General features: G+C 58.4%; 19 protein-coding genes and 1 pseudogene. 12 read left to right on the forward strand and 8 right to left on the reverse strand.

What is annotated here, in order from left to right:
- Window positions 1-670, forward strand: a 670-nt coding sequence (locus tag EN943_RS13035; protein ID WP_281060846.1) for a PHB depolymerase family esterase, incomplete at its 5' end; no start/stop codon positions are given.
- A 74-nt stretch (window positions 671-744) separates the two neighbouring features.
- The gene (locus EN943_RS13040) at window positions 745-999 is read left to right on the forward strand and encodes a tyrosine-type recombinase/integrase (RefSeq protein WP_084016218.1); all 255 of its coding nucleotides are present in this window, start codon (window positions 745-747) and stop codon (window positions 997-999) included.
- Between the two features lie 873 nt (window positions 1,000-1,872).
- On the opposite strand, the gene EN943_RS13050 is transcribed toward EN943_RS13040, so the two are convergent.
- The 3 genes from EN943_RS13050 to EN943_RS13065 form a co-directional block, all read right to left on the reverse strand.
- Window positions 1,873-2,136, reverse strand: coding sequence for a hypothetical protein (locus tag EN943_RS13050; RefSeq protein WP_013525235.1), 264 nt, complete (start codon window positions 2,134-2,136; stop codon window positions 1,873-1,875).
- Between the two features lie 123 nt (window positions 2,137-2,259).
- Window positions 2,260-2,451: a hypothetical protein gene (locus EN943_RS13055; protein WP_082827649.1), complete on the reverse strand. Its 192-nt coding sequence runs from the start codon at window positions 2,449-2,451 to the stop codon at window positions 2,260-2,262.
- A 517-nt stretch (window positions 2,452-2,968) separates the two neighbouring features.
- Entirely contained in the window at window positions 2,969-3,865 is an 897-nt protein-coding gene (locus EN943_RS13065) for an Abi family protein (protein ID WP_245475839.1), read from the reverse strand.
- Between the two features lie 298 nt (window positions 3,866-4,163).
- On the opposite strand from EN943_RS13065, the gene EN943_RS38320 reads away from it, so the two are divergent.
- Window positions 4,164-4,505, forward strand: coding sequence for a hypothetical protein (locus EN943_RS38320; protein WP_013525238.1), 342 nt, complete (start codon window positions 4,164-4,166; stop codon window positions 4,503-4,505).
- Between the two features lie 127 nt (window positions 4,506-4,632).
- Window positions 4,633-4,974, forward strand: coding sequence for a hypothetical protein (locus EN943_RS13075; protein ID WP_013525239.1), 342 nt, complete (start codon window positions 4,633-4,635; stop codon window positions 4,972-4,974).
- Between the two features lie 71 nt (window positions 4,975-5,045).
- On the opposite strand, the gene EN943_RS13080 is transcribed toward EN943_RS13075, so the two are convergent.
- Window positions 5,046-5,441, reverse strand: coding sequence for a response regulator (locus tag EN943_RS13080; RefSeq protein WP_013525240.1), 396 nt, complete (start codon window positions 5,439-5,441; stop codon window positions 5,046-5,048).
- Window positions 5,442-5,550: 109 nt separating this feature from the next.
- Entirely contained in the window at window positions 5,551-5,799 is a 249-nt protein-coding gene (locus EN943_RS13085) for a hypothetical protein (RefSeq protein ID WP_245265376.1), read from the reverse strand.
- Window positions 5,800-6,262: 463 nt separating this feature from the next.
- Here EN943_RS13085 and EN943_RS13090 point away from each other — a divergent pair, with 463 nt between their 5' ends.
- On the forward strand, window positions 6,263-7,129 hold the full coding sequence (locus EN943_RS13090) for an ATP-dependent DNA ligase (protein ID WP_127412921.1): 867 nt from the start codon (window positions 6,263-6,265) through the stop codon (window positions 7,127-7,129).
- Between the two features lie 553 nt (window positions 7,130-7,682).
- On the opposite strand, the gene EN943_RS13100 is transcribed toward EN943_RS13090, so the two are convergent.
- Both EN943_RS13100 and EN943_RS13105 read right to left on the reverse strand, forming a co-directional pair.
- Window positions 7,683-7,928, reverse strand: coding sequence for a hypothetical protein (locus EN943_RS13100; RefSeq protein ID WP_013525243.1), 246 nt, complete (start codon window positions 7,926-7,928; stop codon window positions 7,683-7,685).
- A gap of 10 nt (window positions 7,929-7,938) precedes the next feature.
- Window positions 7,939-8,172 carry a hypothetical protein gene (locus EN943_RS13105; RefSeq protein WP_013525244.1) on the reverse strand — a complete coding sequence of 78 codons (234 nt, stop codon included), beginning with the start codon at window positions 8,170-8,172 and terminating at the stop codon, window positions 7,939-7,941.
- A gap of 75 nt (window positions 8,173-8,247) precedes the next feature.
- On the opposite strand from EN943_RS13105, the pseudogene EN943_RS13110 reads away from it, so the two are divergent.
- The 3 genes and pseudogenes from EN943_RS13110 to EN943_RS13120 all read left to right on the forward strand — a co-directional run bounded on the left by EN943_RS13110 (window position 8,248) and on the right by EN943_RS13120 (window position 10,075).
- Window positions 8,248-8,963, forward strand: a pseudogene (locus tag EN943_RS13110) (SOS response-associated peptidase).
- 68 nt (window positions 8,964-9,031) lie between these two features.
- The gene (locus EN943_RS13115; RefSeq protein WP_013525245.1) at window positions 9,032-9,265 is read left to right on the forward strand and encodes a hypothetical protein; all 234 of its coding nucleotides are present in this window, start codon (window positions 9,032-9,034) and stop codon (window positions 9,263-9,265) included.
- A 525-nt stretch (window positions 9,266-9,790) separates the two neighbouring features.
- Window positions 9,791-10,075 carry a hypothetical protein gene (locus tag EN943_RS13120; RefSeq protein ID WP_013525246.1) on the forward strand — a complete coding sequence of 95 codons (285 nt, stop codon included), beginning with the start codon at window positions 9,791-9,793 and terminating at the stop codon, window positions 10,073-10,075.
- Window positions 10,076-10,171: 96 nt separating this feature from the next.
- Here EN943_RS13120 and EN943_RS13125 read toward each other — a convergent pair whose 3' ends face one another.
- The gene (locus EN943_RS13125) at window positions 10,172-10,462 is read right to left on the reverse strand and encodes a hypothetical protein (RefSeq protein WP_013525247.1); all 291 of its coding nucleotides are present in this window, start codon (window positions 10,460-10,462) and stop codon (window positions 10,172-10,174) included.
- A 663-nt stretch (window positions 10,463-11,125) separates the two neighbouring features.
- Here EN943_RS13125 and EN943_RS13130 point away from each other — a divergent pair.
- From EN943_RS13130 to EN943_RS13145, 4 genes are all read left to right on the forward strand, one after another.
- Window positions 11,126-11,338, forward strand: a complete 213-nt coding sequence (locus tag EN943_RS13130; protein ID WP_013525248.1) for a hypothetical protein — start codon at window positions 11,126-11,128, stop codon at window positions 11,336-11,338.
- A 32-nt stretch (window positions 11,339-11,370) separates the two neighbouring features.
- Entirely contained in the window at window positions 11,371-11,670 is a 300-nt protein-coding gene (locus tag EN943_RS37960) for a DUF488 domain-containing protein (protein ID WP_245265410.1), read from the forward strand.
- Window positions 11,671-11,871: 201 nt separating this feature from the next.
- Window positions 11,872-12,909, forward strand: coding sequence for an alpha/beta hydrolase (locus tag EN943_RS13140; protein ID WP_013525249.1), 1,038 nt, complete (start codon window positions 11,872-11,874; stop codon window positions 12,907-12,909).
- A 40-nt stretch (window positions 12,910-12,949) separates the two neighbouring features.
- Complete coding sequence (locus EN943_RS13145; protein ID WP_013525250.1) at window positions 12,950-13,480, forward strand: DUF1003 domain-containing protein; 531 nt, start codon at window positions 12,950-12,952, stop codon at window positions 13,478-13,480.
- Window positions 13,481-14,093 lie beyond the last annotated feature (613 nt).

Consider the following 14,093-nt stretch of genomic DNA (forward strand, 5'->3'; position numbering starts at 1 on the left):
CTATCCCGAACTGTTTGCCGGCGGCGCGATCATTGCCGGGCTCGCCTATGGAAGTGCCTCGACGATCTCCGAAGCCTTCGACCGCATGCGCGGCCATGGCGGTCCGTCCCAAGCCGACCTCCAGCGGCTGTTGCGGGCGGCCTCGCCGCACAGGGGTCCGTGGCCGCGTATTTCGGTATGGCAGGGCTCGGCCGACACGACTGTTGTGCCTGCCAATGCGGATGCAGTCCTGGCGCAGTGGCAAAGCGTGCACGATCTCGGCGAAAAGCCAACACGCATAGAGAAGGTCGACGGCCAGACGCGGAAGGTCTGGAGCGACAGCAACGGGCGCGAGGTAGTCGAGACGTTCACCATTGCCGGCATGGGCCATGGAACGCCACTGCAAACTGGCGGCGGCGATGGTCTCGGCGACGCAGGGCCTTTCATGCTGGATGTTGGGATTTCCTCGACACGCCACATCGCCCGCTTCTGGGAATTGACGAAGCCGGACGTGCGACGCAAAGCCAAAGCCGAGGTCGCTTCAGGCGCATTGCAGTCCTTTGCACCAACGGAAAACCCGCGGGCAGTCCGTATCGATCCCACGCCGGAGCGAGCCAGTGCGCGCGGTCCGGCAAGTGGGATTTCCAAGGTCATGGAAAATGCTCTGCGCGCGGCGGGGTTGATGCGCTGAATTGTTGTGGCGGAGGAGCTCTTTGTCTGGACCCTGCTGAACCAAGAGCCCACCATCGATAAGGCAGTGAGCCCCTGCTTACCCAAGACAGCGGCGTCGTTTGGGCCAGGGCTGTTTACCATCGGCCCTGGAAAGCGCTCTTGAAACAGGCCGGCCTGGCGGATGTGACGCTGCATGAGCTGCGGCATACCTATGCCAGCACGATGGTTCGAAATGGCGCTCCGTTGATCATCGTGGCGCAGGCCCTTGGTCACAGCGACACCCGAATGGTGGAGAAGCACTGTGCTCATCTAGCCCCGTCCTATGTGGCGGACATCATTCGCCGATGACGCCGCTCGGCGCGTGGCCGAGGCATTGGGGCCAACCGTGCGAGAAGCTGTGGCACGGCGATGGCAAAGCCACGGCGCTCCGAAACCTATTAAGCCCAACTCGAGCTACGCCATTGCCGTGAGGCGCTTGCCCGCGCGCTCGTGCACGAAGGTGGCCATGTGAATAATAGGACCGACGGCCCCACCTTCCGTGTCGTTACAGCTTTTCAGAGCGATCGACAGTTCCACGCATTTGCGACGCCGCTTGGGCTTCGAAAAAGCTGACCGGCTTATCCGACGTCGCCCAGACGCAAATTCCGTAGGCAATCCCGAAGGAGATCAACAGGGCGGGCAAGATGGGTAAGCGGTGCATGGATCGGCTGGGCCTCTTTGTTGCAGACCCGCCCACAACCTCCTGCAACCCGATCGGTTCGACATAAAATATTTACCGTGTTGGCATGGTTTACGGATGGTTTCGCAGGCCATCGCGGATGCTTGCCACTGTGTCTGCTGGCGAAGACAAAAAAAAGCCCGCTGCCGGGAGGAGGTGGCAGCGGGCTCGATTTTCGAATGTGGCGCGGGAGGAGGTGCGCCTCATTCAGCGCCGGCATCGCATCTGGGAGGAGTAGATGGCCGACAATCAAAATCTACCCGCTGCCCAGCGATTTCTGCAATCGTGGATCGTGCATAGCTGCTGTGCAGATTCGCTTGTGCCGACACACGTGTAGCATCAGGCCTCCGAATTGGGCAATTTTGTAAGCTCATCAATCGAGGGAAGGCCGGTCCCGATCCTTGGAGGCGACACCAAGGCCATTCGTGACGCAGAGGAAGAGGACGTGTTCGACAAGATCGCCGCCCGGCCCCGGAAAAAGTTTGCCAGCGGGTCGGAACCTACTACTGCTGCTCCGGCATTTCAGTATTTTCCTGAGGGTCTTTTTTCACGCCCGGGCTGGGTGACGTATCCACTGGCGCATTACCGCCCTGGTTTTGCACAGGAGCACGCTTGAACGGTGCCGTCTGCCAAGAGCCGTTCGATAAAGGCGTGAGTACAAAGAATGCCATTAGGCCTAGGAAAATGACGGCAATAACCGCCACGCCCCACGCCATGAGTCTTCGCGTGCCGCGTTGTTCTTCCCTGCGAGATAGATTGTCCACCATTGCTCCGGCCTCTCGTGAAGTGGCGCCTGTTGCGAAAGCATCTCCTTCCTCGAACTTCGCTATTGCATCAAAGTTCCGGCCCCGGTGCAGCATCCGCGAAAGAGCATTTTTAAGCTTAGCGCTCTAACGGCGTCGCCGGCGCATTGGGGGAATAGGCTTCGGGTTTAGCCTTAGCCACTGACCGGCGGCGAAGTTCCTCGCGAATTCCTCGGTCTCGAAAAGATGCTGGGTGGTTTCACCATTCTCGACGAGTTGTACCGCCCACTGGCCGTCGATGTGTTCGATACGAACACCAGCCCTTTGGTCATCGTCCACGGCCCGCACTCCCACACACGACGAAGGCACCAACAAATCATAGCACCCAAAGCGCTTCAACGTTCGAAATGTACAAAGCGAAGGAGAAGTTCCTGGACCGGCGTGGTGCGCACACTTCTGGAACGCTGGCAACCGAAGGGGCGATCACGAAGACGGTCATAGGCGAAAATGCGACTGACGCGGCATCCCTGGATTGCTCGGTCGCGCTCGGTACGCTCGGCCTGGAGGTCACTGTTACCGGCGTTGCAGCAAATCCTACGGCTGGAATGCCGTCGTGCGGATGATAATAGGGCGCACTCGTTGGATACCAGGGTCACCGGCTTCATCAATATAGGCTACGTATTCGTAGTCTGGCGCGTCAGGAAAAACAGATAAATGACCAAAGACTCAAAAGAGACTCAACACGAAAAGTTTCAGAGAGTAGCACGGGAACTTGAAACCGATGAGGCAGAGGAAGCCTTTGACCGCGTGTCGAAAAAGGTGGTGAAGTCGCGGCCGCCGAAGGGCGAAAAGGTCGCTAGTTCCAAAGTGGCAAAGCGGCCCAATTCGCCGGAAACCCCGCGTGACCGATCTTGATGTTTGGTGCTGTAGGAAATTGCGCCATATGAGTCTTCAACCGATCGGCCCAATTGGTTCGCGGATTAATTTGTTTCAGTAGCAGCCTCATTATGGCCAAAGCCGCGTAGAGCCTGCGGTTAGCCCCAGCCATCTGCGATAGGTGGTCGAGATCAGGGATTTCCCCATGGTTCGGCAAAGCCGGTTGATCCACGAGCGGCTTATTCCAATGCCGAGAATGATGCGCGCAAACGTTCCGTATACCGCTGAGTGACCGCGTCCATGACTTGATAAGGAGTGGGCGCAGGCCACCATAGCTCGCAGAAATTGCTTGTACGTCTGAGTACCGCATCCCCGACAAGAAGGGGGATAGTGGGCCGAAATCCAACAACTCGACTGCGATCCAAACGGGCATCGTTTCGCCCGGATTCTTGGTTCTGAAATGGACGGCAAATTCCTCTTTGGAAGTCGCCGCTCGTTCATCTAGCTTTCTAAGCCATCCCGTATGCATCGAGTCCACAAAGGCGGGGTTTTTTGCAGTCGTGAATCTCTTATCAAGCAGAGCTGGTTCGCATTGGGCACGAGGATCGTGCCGGCCAATTGAAAGCGCCACCTCTGTTCGAACGGAGATTTCGATGCGTTCGATTGCATCGAGTACCAAAAGCCGAAGTCCCTTGTCGAAGGCGTACAAGTCCGTCGAGTGCTTGAACTGGGTACCCGCTTTAAACGCATTGCCGAGTGCGAAAGAGTTGTCTTGCTGCTGAACCAGTTTGCGAAACGGATACCAATATGCGCTGAGCCGGTAGTACCCTATTTGCTGTAAATATTCCTCAGCTTTCGGCACATCAGGTACGGCCATATCCCTCGATTCCAGCAGCGTACGCCGCTGAGGGATCGTCAAATATGGCTTGATATGGCATGAAAAATAAAAAGGCCGACGCTTGCATTGCAGGGGCGCCGGCCGTGTCGACCTTGTAGGTGGGTGATTTGACCGGTAATGTCAAGTCACGCGATTTCCCCTCCTACCGCGTGTTCACGAAATAATACTTAGCTGGTTACTGACCAATTGCCAATGGCCCTGCCATTCCCCCACAGCTGGGTAGCGCCATCTGGACTCCAACAAGCAAGAGTCGCATTCTTCCCATGGGGAGAGGGTTATGGGCGTCCACAAACAGAAGCCTATAATGCGGCGTAGGCGTTCGCTGTTAGAGCAGCGGGCGCTGATCCCAGTTTTGCTTTGCGGTGTTGCCGGGGCAAGCTATCTCATGCCGCCGCAAGCCAAACAGCATCCCCTTCCCACAGTGCACCGTCTGGGTAGCCCTAGCTCGCCAAGTGGATGCAACATTAAGGGCAATATCAGCGTAACAGGCGACCGTATCTATCACATGCCAGGTCAGCGCTATTATGACGAAACGGTCGTTAACCCGGCCAAGGGGGAGCGCTGGTTTTGCTCTCAATGGGATGCTTGGTGGGCTGGCTGGCGAAAGTCGAAGGTATGACGGCAACTGAGGCTGCGGAATCGGCAAAAACGTCTGGCTAGGTGACGGCGCGCAGAGAATATTAGCAATCGGGAACATTCGGTTCCTGCGGAAGTTTCTCGGGTGAAGGCACCTCAGGGAGGTTGCTATGAGAAAACTGTTCCTTGCTTCCGTGATTGCCATCGCCTGCGCCGCAGCCGCGGTCGCGCCTGCGGATGCACACTTCGGTTCTGGCATCGGCTTTTTTGGTCCGTTCGGCGGCTTCAGCCCGTTCGGCGGCGGCCCGTTTTACGGCGGTGGCCCCTTCTACGGCAGAGGTCCGTTTTACGACTATGGCGGCCGCTACTACGGCCCCCGCTATCCTGGCTACGTGGCCCGCTACCCGCATCGCTACTATTTCCGGCATCGTCACCATTGCCGCGTGAAGTGGGTTAGGCACTGGCACCATCACCACCGGGTGCTGGAACGCGTTCAGGTTTGCCGGTACTGACAAGCCGGATTGGCCTACCGCCCGTCTTTGGCCTTGGCATAAGCATTCGCCTGCCCCATGCCCGAATGCTTCTAAGCCACCTCGTCCCCCGGTCGGGTCGGATGCTGTCGATTTAGCAGGATAGACAAGGCCGTGATGATCTGAGGTATCGCAAACGGCTTGCTGATCATTATGCTTTCCGGAACGCCTTCAGCACTCCAATAGGGCGCGCCATCGCCGCTGATGTAAATCACGGGGATGGCGGGGTTCACTCCCCGAAGATCTCTGGCCAACTGCCACCCGTTTTTACCAGGACCAAGTCGAATATCCGTAATCAAGCTGCTAACCGGCGCTTCGTCAAACGCCTTTATAGCCGCTTCGGCTGTTGTCACCCCGACAACCCGGAAACCAGCCTCTTCCAAAGCCGTCTCAAGGTCCAGCAGGATTAGTGGCTCGTCTTCAACGACCAGAACCGGGATTTCGTCCATTCCCCACTTAGCACAGCCCCTGTTGCAGGCGCAACTTCACTTTAGCCACAGCTAATAAACGAGCAGAAGCATACGCCTGTGCTTAGGGCACTGGAAGCAGGTGGCTTGGTCAGCGCCCGTCCTTAGCCATGGCGTAAGGATTCGAAACGCCCATGCCGGAATGCTTCGTCGGGTCGAGCGTGTAGCTGAAACCGACGCTTCGCTGTTCGCAATTCGAGCAGCGCATCTTAGGCGCGAGATCAGCGGCCATCGCTGGCGCATCAGCGCCGCACCGCTCGCGCAGCGCCTCCAGGTCGAGCGTGCGGGAATGATTGCAGCGGGCGCAATGCGCCGTCACCCGCATGCCGCTTTCGATCAATGAACCAAACGTCCATCCCATGGCGTGAACATAGCAAGAGCGGGAGCGGCGATCAACGATATCTCAGTGGCCGGCGCCCTTTGGCGGGGTGCTTCGGAGATGGACGCCGGCCTGGCGGGCGGGGTTGGCACGCCACAGGATGGTGGTCGACACGGTCAGATACCAAGCGACGGTGACAGAACCGTGCCGACCAATCTGGGCACGAGGGTGGGCCCAGTGCCCAAAGTTTACGCTACTCGCAAAACGACAGCGCAGCAATTAAACCTCATGGACTAGTTCGCGCAGTACGATCTTCGAACAGCCGGAACTATTCTTATTGGCACAGTGGCGGTCGATTCTCAGGATGTAGCCGCCCTAATTGCGACCCGTCGTGCTTGGCCAACGCGTCGGGTTCTGCGCGTGTCATCCCTTTGCAACCATTTTAGCTTAATCTAATTTAACCTCGGTCAGTCCGAGTTCGCGTATGTTGAAGTTCATCCGGCCAATGTTCCCCACGCTTGTCGAGGTGCCGCCGACAGGGGACAACTGGATTCACGAAATCAAGTACGATGGCTACCGGACGCAAATCATAATCGAGGACGGCACGGCCCGAGCGATCACGCGAAGAGGCTATGACTGGTCATCGACGTACAAGATGATTGTCGAGGCGGCGGCAACCTTTTCCCCCAAGTCGGCAATCATCGACGGCGAGGCAATCGTCCTCAACGGGAAGGGCGTGTCGGATTTCCATTCGCTGCGGTCCGCGATGCGATGGGCGCCGGATCGGATTATCTTCGTCGCCTTCGATCTACTGCACCTGGACGGGGTCAACCTGCGCCCAGCACCTCTGCTGGAACGTCGGGAAAAGCTGCTCGAACTCGTCGGGCCTGCCAAAGGCGTGATCCAGTACAGTCACCATGTGCATGGCGGCGGGGCCGACTTCTACGCTGCGGTTGATCGCATGGGCCTGGAGGGCATGGTGTCGAAGCGGCCTGATAGCGTTTATCGGTCAGGCGACACCGAAGCGTGGCTGAAAACCAAATGCTACGAGGAAGTCGACTTTGAAGTGGCAGGCGTGCAGCTAAAACCGGGATCGGCACCACTCGCTTTGATGGCAACCCGCGATGCGGAACGCCGCTACGTCGGATCGGCTCACATCGCGCTGACCAAAGCCATGCGAGAACGCCTGTGGGCCAAGGTGCAGGAGGGGAAAGGCACGCCCCCGAAAGGCGCGGACAAGCCCGACGCTGAATGGATCAAACCTGGCCTTGTCGGACGAGTGAAGACCCTTAAGCGCGAGGACAAGCTACGCCATGCGACTTTGCGGGCGATCCGCGAGGCTAAGGCATGACGCCCCGGCCGCTCCACCATGTGAACGTCGAACCCAACTCCCCTGTGGCAGTCGATCAGCGTGCAGCCTTGAAGCTCGTCCGAATGGCCATCGAGCAGGTATGCCGTGCCGGCGTGCTGCCTAGCGAGGAATGGGTGACGGGCTACTATGGCCCAGAGCCCGATCTATGAAGGCGAGGCATTGGCCAAGGCGATCATTGAGACCGTGGAGCGCCTGACGAAGTAAGCCCGCCGCTGAGGACACAATTACAGCGGCGGGCCTTGCACTTGCACCAGAGCTTGGATTTGAGGAGGGGAATCTCAACCAAGCACATTTCCAACTTCGATCTCAGAAACAGGTTCCAGCCCTACGAAAAAGATTCATCGCGGGTGGCCCGCCACCGGGTCTCGAAGCCAGCGGCGGGCCTTGCTTGGCTGTTTCAAGGAGATTTCCTTACCAAGCGCATTCCGAACTTCGACTGCGGACGCATGTTCCTCCCAGGTCGGTGCAAGAGTTTATGCACCCGGTGGCAATCGACGCATTGGCCAAGGGACGCCCAACAGGTCAACAGACCTTAAATCGGCTTTCCAGCGCGCAACATGGCCCGCGCAATTGCGAGTTGCGTTTCCAGCCTGGCGTTCTCTTTCTGAGCCATATTGTCGGCCGCTATGAGCCGTTTCAGCGCCCGCAATGTCTCGCCTCGCGTCCATCCCGCCTCCAGCATGCAATCGACAATCACCTGAAAGCCTGGCTCCATGGCCTCCTGGCAGTCGATGGCTCGGTCCTGATAATCGTCCTGTCGCTTGGGCGGATTGACCATATCTGCGTTCTCAGTTGGCGGGGCCTTTGGGCTTTGTCTCGGACGTAGATCCGTCGAGGAGATCGAGAAATGAGTGCAACGCCTTCACCATCATCCGAGCGCCGTTTTCGCTCAGGGTGAAGGATCGCTTCCCCTCGGCAGTCAATAGCCCGACAAGGCAGACCTCGGGATTATCGCGGTCATCGATTTCGATTGTGACGCCCGAGACCGCTGGCAGCATTACGTCCTTTGGCTTCTTCGGCATCACCACAACCTTGATACGTTCTCACTCCGTTCCCATCTTGGGCGGGCCTCGATCCTTGTCAATGAGACGACCTGAATGTGTGGACGCGTTTTTGTAAAATCGACCATCCCGGACATGGTGCGGCGCTTCGAGTTCGCGCACCCTGGCGACGTTGAGCGGGCAACGGGTTCCCGGTCTGGAATGGCGCGCCCAGCCTGACCTATCCAATCATTGTACGTGAAGAGCTTTCCACGAGCATGGCCGGTTTCCTTTCTGCGAAGTGGGGGCTGGTTCCCGGCTGGGCGCGCGATGGCGGCGGGCGGCCACCGCCTGTCAATGCGCGGTGCGAGACGATTGCCAGCAACGGCATGTTCCGAAAAGCATACGCCGCGCGCCGTTGCCTGGTGCCCGTCGACGGCTATTTCGAATGGCAAAAGCTCGATGGTTCGGGCACGAAAAAGCAGCCTTACGCTATCGCGATGACGGAGGACGAGCCTTTTGCCATGGCTGGAGTATGGGAAGAATATGCCGACAAGGCGACCGGCGAGTTGATCCGGACCTTCGCTGTCGTCACCTGCGAGCCCAATACGTTGATGGCGACGATCCATGATCGGATGCCGGTTATTCTGGCGCCTGCCGATTACATGCGCTGGCTCGGACCGGAACTGGATCCACGCGACCTCATGAAGCCATATCCTTCGGAGCTGATGAAGATGTGGCCGATCGACAGGAAGGTCGGAAGCCCGCGAAACAACACGCCGGACATCATTGACGAAATTGGCGTGGGACCAAACGACCTTTTCGACGTTTGAGCCTTTACACTGAACGGTCGCGGTAGGAATATTGTCCTCAGGTGGGGCGACTCTCAAAAGGTGTCGCAATGGCTAGGTCAAAACCCTCAAAGCAGTTATCACAGGCTGAAATCGAGCGCTTCCTGGTGGCAGCGGAAGCGCTGCACCTAAGCATCATCAAGCCGTTCATATCACCACATTGCGACCACTACAGGCAGACGCGCGTCCTGCACGAGGTGCTATTGAAGGCCGTGCGGGACGTCACCGGGAAAGAGGTCGAGTTCATCCGGTGGAACACCACTGGACCGGTGCTGCCCCCCTAAGGCTGGGTAAGCGCCTGGCTGCCGGGGATCGATCAGGCCGAACCCGCAGAACTGACAATGCCAGCGATGCGGATAGCGACGGCATCAAGTCCGCCGTCGTAAATTCTCGTGAGGACGTGTTCCGCAGCTTCAGCCCGTTGGGCAGTGCAACCGCGAACGTCGCCACCGCCCAACCTTGCCGGCCTGTTGGCGACGCAATCCCAAACTCCCCACAATCCGTCGCGCTCAATATGACAATAGAATCTGTGCTTGTGATTTTCCATGCAAGGTAAACTCCCCGCATCCCCATTGGGGTCCGATCTATCCAGGAAGGTGGTTAATGGGCCCGCGTTCGCCGATCGCACTTTAGGCTGGCCGCAGTGGTCCGTCGCCGCACGATGGACTGCTCACTGCACCGGCCACGACATCAGCGCGGTCAGACGGCTGCCGATGCGGAATCGGCGAGATGCGGGAACAGAGTTCAGACGCCGACGTTTTTTCCCCAGGTCACGCGATTTTGCGCGTGTAGAACTAACGGAGGTAAAAATGAGCATCAAAATGCTTACGATGGGCGCGATGGCGCTCGCAGTGATGACGGGCTCAGCGCTGGCTGGCAGCAGCACCACTTCCGCGCTCGATGATCCTGCAAAGATGTCACCTTTCTTCACGGATGCCGGCATGAAAACCTTGAGGTCGGAAGCGGATTTCAAGACCGCATGGATGTCCATGAAACCGGATGAACAAAAGGCGGTGCTGAAAGACTGCGGCGACACCACGCTCAACAAGTCGCACGCTGATTTCTGTGCCATGGCCAAGAAGATGGGCGGCTGAGAATAACCGCTCTAGGCATTGTTCCCGAAACGTATTTGGCCCGTCCTTAGGGACGGGCCTTTTTTTCTGCGGGCCATTCCCTTGCGAGCCATGTTGCTAAGCGCTCCCGTCGGTCTCGCTTTCCTCGTCAATCATCCGGACTGGTAGATAAGCATTCGTTTCCAGCCACTCACGCAAGACGATCTGAATGAGCTCCGACCGGCCGATTTTCATTTCAGCGGCAATGGAGTTCAGTGCGTCCTGTGTTGCTGGCTCTAGCGGGAGGCCGGCGACGTTCCGGAGCATCAACGCAGCGCGCCGAAGCATGATCTGAAGATCCCCTCGCGACATGTCGGCGATGCTATCGGCGGCGTTCTCCAGTTCTTTGGCGAAGGATGATAGGGGCATGGCTCTCATCCTAAAGATTGGCAGCAGGGATCACGGTTCACCTGGGCGGGCATCAATGGATGAAAGGACATGAGATGCACCTTGCTGAGCTTACCAAGTATGCGGTCCAGGGACAGCGTCATTCACAGCGTATGCAGAGAACCGGCATCGGCAACGGCGGCTGGCCACTGTGGACCGAGGCGGAGACAGAAATATGCCGCTCGCTCTATCCAGACTACAAGGCCATGCGCAAGGCGTTGCCACATCGCACCCAAGCCGCCCTGGCGACACGATGCCAGACACTAGACATAGCTAAGAGGCGCCGTATCTGGACGGCAAGAAGTGATGCATTGTTTCGGAGACTCGATCGGACAGCAAGTGCGTCAGAGCTTTGCGCCGCGTTTCCTGACCACAGCCTCAAGAAATTATGCTGCCGAGGCAGCGCCCTGGGTCTTTCCCGCCCTAAAGTTCGCTACAAGCCTACTGGTTTGCTTTACTCGACGAACTTCGATCGGATTGTTCGCGACGAAACGTAACCATGGCCGAACTTGACGAATTTGCGAGGTCAAAGCGCTACTTCCGTCACAAAAACTGGAGGGGCGCCCGAGGCTTTGTCGACTACAATGCCATTGTGCGCGGAATACGAGAACTCGGCGGTACAGTCCACATCGAATGGAGCGAGCAATGAGCGCCTTCTTCCGGTGCCGGGTCGAGGCGACGATCGAGCACATGATAGCCCTTCTGGATGAGATGGATGGTGATCCGAACATGCAGGCGGAACCTGTCGAAGAACAGCATGACCGCGAAGCCGTCGACCTCAACTCTGTCATTGAACGCGTAACTGCGAGGGTTATCCACAGGTCGCCAAGATTGGTAAAACGCTCCGAGCTTCGTTAAGGTCTCGTTAACACTCTGAGAGCATCGTTTGCGTGGGTTCTGAACCCCTAATCGCCTACGAAGCCCGCTGCCTAACCCCAAGCCCCCCGCCCAGGCAGCGGGCTTACTTTTCCAAAGAGAGCCACGTTAGCAGACAGCACTCACCGGCGGAGCCGTTCGCCAAAGGCTTGGCGGAACTGCGAGAGCTTAGCAGCCGGCATCGCTGCCCAATCATGTGCGCGGAAGCCGTCTGCTGGCGGTGCCACCGCCGCATTATTTCCGACTACCTGCTGGAGAAGGCGAACGCGTCATGCATACTCTTGGGGCCGGTCATGCTGAGGAGGCCAGCCTGACGCCAGGCGCTGTGTGCGCGATGATGGAACGATCGTTTATCCCGGAGAGCATCTCCTCGGGACGCAAGCATGGATCATTGCAAGATCGCGGCCATGGCGATCGCCAGACGTTGAAAAGCCTTCCGCGCCAGGCACAGGGTCTGGCGGAACAAGCTGTGACCTCGAAGGTTGGGTCACGCAGACAGCTTCTGAGGCACGCGCATGGCGTTGGACAGAGACGGGGCGAAACTAGCGGCCGGATTGTCCGTCGCTGCATTAGCGGCACTAGCGGGATACAACGCCATCCGCGCCAAACGTGCGATCGCCAGCCTGACATGCGGACGTATGATGGCAATTGATGGTCTGCGCCTGCATTTTATCGAAGCCGGAACCGGCATGCCGCTGCTTCTCCTGCATGGATCCATGGCGGAGGATTTCAAGTCGAGCGGCGTCTTCGATGAGGCGGCAAAGACCTACCGGGTGCTCGCATTTGACCGTCCCGGCTTTGGGCGAAGCTCACGTTCGCGCACCCGGCGCTGGTCCGCTTGCGACCAAGCCGACCTCATACATGCCGCCGCCGGCAGATTGGGTATTAAGAAATATCTCGTGCTTGGACATTCCTGGGGAGCCTGGATCGCCCTCGAGTTGGCGCGCAGGCATCCTTCATCGGTCGCTGGCATTGTGCTTGTCTCAGGCTATTACTATCCGCCACCGCGGCTGGATCTTGCACTGGCCGCACTCCCGGCATTGCCGGTGATCGGAACGGGGTTTCGCCACACCTTGTTGCCGCTGCTTGTGAGGCTTGCCTGGCCTTGGGCAATGGAAAAGATATTTCGACCCGCTATGATCGCCAGCGACTTCGCCGCATCCGCCAAGGATGCCGCCAGCCGCCCTTCCCAACTGGGGGCGGTTTGTTCGGAGTCAGCATCTATGCTGGCCGCGGCCCTGTCGGAGAAGGCCAGCTATAAGGACATTTCCGTACCGACCGGCATCCTGGCGGGATCTGGAGACCGGTTGTTCGATGCGGAACGGAATGCACGGCGCCTGCATGGCGAAGTTGGTGGGTCTCTCCTCGAGGTGATTCCGGGCGCTGGCCATATGGTTCATCAGAGCGCCCCGCAGGCAGTAGTCGGTATGGTGCACACGATTTCAGCACGGCACGCCCTTTCCCAATCGAACCGTCGGCAGCGACGTAAGCTGCGTGCCGACGAGTTCAAGCCAGGTCCGGCTCCGCAAATGTTCCAGGCGGGCGACAAGTGACGCCGCTTGCACCAGATCGTCGTTCAAACGAGCTTTCCAAATGAGCGACCAACGTCCAGCCAACATGCATTCGGTGCTCCACCAGAACATAGAGGCACTGGTCGAGCACAGGCGACAACAGGAGGAGCACCAAAGCGTTCAGGTGCGGATTGCCGGCGCTATTTCGCGCTTCGCGGGGAGCATGACTTTCGTCTATCTGCATCTCGCAATCCTCGTGGCCTGGATCCTTGCAAACCTAGGCGCGATGCCAGCCATCCCAGCTTGGGACCCAACTTTCGTGATCCTGGCCATGGTCGCTTCCGTCGAGGCAATCTTCCTGTCTACCTTCGTGCTGATCAATCAGAACAGAATGGCCGAACACAGCGAGCGCCGAGCGGAACTGGATTTGCAGATCAGCCTCCTTAACGAACATGAAACCACGCGGCTGATCGAGATGGTGGCTGCCTTGGCGGTGCGTCTGAATGTCTCCACCCCGGCCGACAAAGAGCTGCGGCAACTGGCAGAGAATGTCGATCCCCGAAAGGTGATGACCCAAATCCAGCAGGCTTCTGAAGATCAGCAGGAAGCTTGATCAAAGCGACCGCGCCGGCAAGCCGCCGCAGCGTACCAACCCAACACGAGCTTACAGCGAGAAACCATTCGCGCGGCTGCTGTAGGCCTGCAATCGTCCTCATCGTCTGGCACTTGGCTGTCGAAGCACCAAGCCCGTCTTGGCGTTGTCCAAGGCGACCTCAGGACGTCAATCGATCGCGGCAGCGTATCAGCGGCGATAGCGAGGTACACTGGGGAGCCGAAGGTGTTCCCAACAGCATAATATGATCACCAAGCCCTTCTTTCTGCCGCAGATCATAACGGCCGTACCTCAACTCTTAAATGCTCAGCAAGGTCCAGAAACTCACATCCAGGATTCGGATCTTGGCCCGAGCTGCTGACTGGATCGCACGCCGGCAAGTCTTACATGCCGTATCCTGCGCCGTGCTTCTGGCTCTTGGCCAATTATTTTCGCCTCACCAAAACTCCCGGAACATTCTGTCCATCCTGCGTTGGGCCGCGCCGGACAATCCCTCTTGCACAATCGCCTGTTGCCCGGCATCGGAAGCTGGATCCCCACAGCTTCAGCCCGCCTCGGCTCCCCACCCGAGGCGGGCGGCGCGGAGTTGATGCAAGCATAGAGACGCCTTCAC

Origin of the sequence: Mesorhizobium sp. M7A.F.Ca.US.006.01.1.1 (assembly GCF_003997935.1) — a bacterium.
GTDB lineage: Bacteria > Pseudomonadota > Alphaproteobacteria > Rhizobiales > Rhizobiaceae > Mesorhizobium.

Coding starts and splice junctions, on each gene's coding strand:
- EN943_RS13090 (WP_127412921.1), top strand. CDS start 6,263: ATGTTGAAGTTCATCCGGCCAATGTTCCCCACGCTTGTCGAGGTGCCG.
- EN943_RS13105 (WP_013525244.1), bottom strand. CDS start 8,172: ATGCCGAAGAAGCCAAAGGACGTAATGCTGCCAGCGGTCTCGGGCGTC.
- EN943_RS13100 (WP_013525243.1), bottom strand. CDS start 7,928: ATGGTCAATCCGCCCAAGCGACAGGACGATTATCAGGACCGAGCCATC.
- EN943_RS13050 (WP_013525235.1), bottom strand. CDS start 2,136: ATGGTGGACAATCTATCTCGCAGGGAAGAACAACGCGGCACGCGAAGA.
- EN943_RS13120 (WP_013525246.1), top strand. CDS start 9,791: ATGAGCATCAAAATGCTTACGATGGGCGCGATGGCGCTCGCAGTGATG.
- EN943_RS13140 (WP_013525249.1), top strand. CDS start 11,872: ATGGCGTTGGACAGAGACGGGGCGAAACTAGCGGCCGGATTGTCCGTC.
- EN943_RS13080 (WP_013525240.1), bottom strand. CDS start 5,441: ATGGACGAAATCCCGGTTCTGGTCGTTGAAGACGAGCCACTAATCCTG.
- EN943_RS38320 (WP_013525238.1), top strand. CDS start 4,164: ATGGGCGTCCACAAACAGAAGCCTATAATGCGGCGTAGGCGTTCGCTG.
- EN943_RS13125 (WP_013525247.1), bottom strand. CDS start 10,462: ATGCCCCTATCATCCTTCGCCAAAGAACTGGAGAACGCCGCCGATAGC.
- EN943_RS13145 (WP_013525250.1), top strand. CDS start 12,950: ATGAGCGACCAACGTCCAGCCAACATGCATTCGGTGCTCCACCAGAAC.
- EN943_RS13130 (WP_013525248.1), top strand. CDS start 11,126: ATGAGCGCCTTCTTCCGGTGCCGGGTCGAGGCGACGATCGAGCACATG.
- EN943_RS13065 (WP_245475839.1), bottom strand. CDS start 3,865: ATGGCCGTACCTGATGTGCCGAAAGCTGAGGAATATTTACAGCAAATA.
- EN943_RS13075 (WP_013525239.1), top strand. CDS start 4,633: ATGAGAAAACTGTTCCTTGCTTCCGTGATTGCCATCGCCTGCGCCGCA.
- EN943_RS13115 (WP_013525245.1), top strand. CDS start 9,032: ATGGCTAGGTCAAAACCCTCAAAGCAGTTATCACAGGCTGAAATCGAG.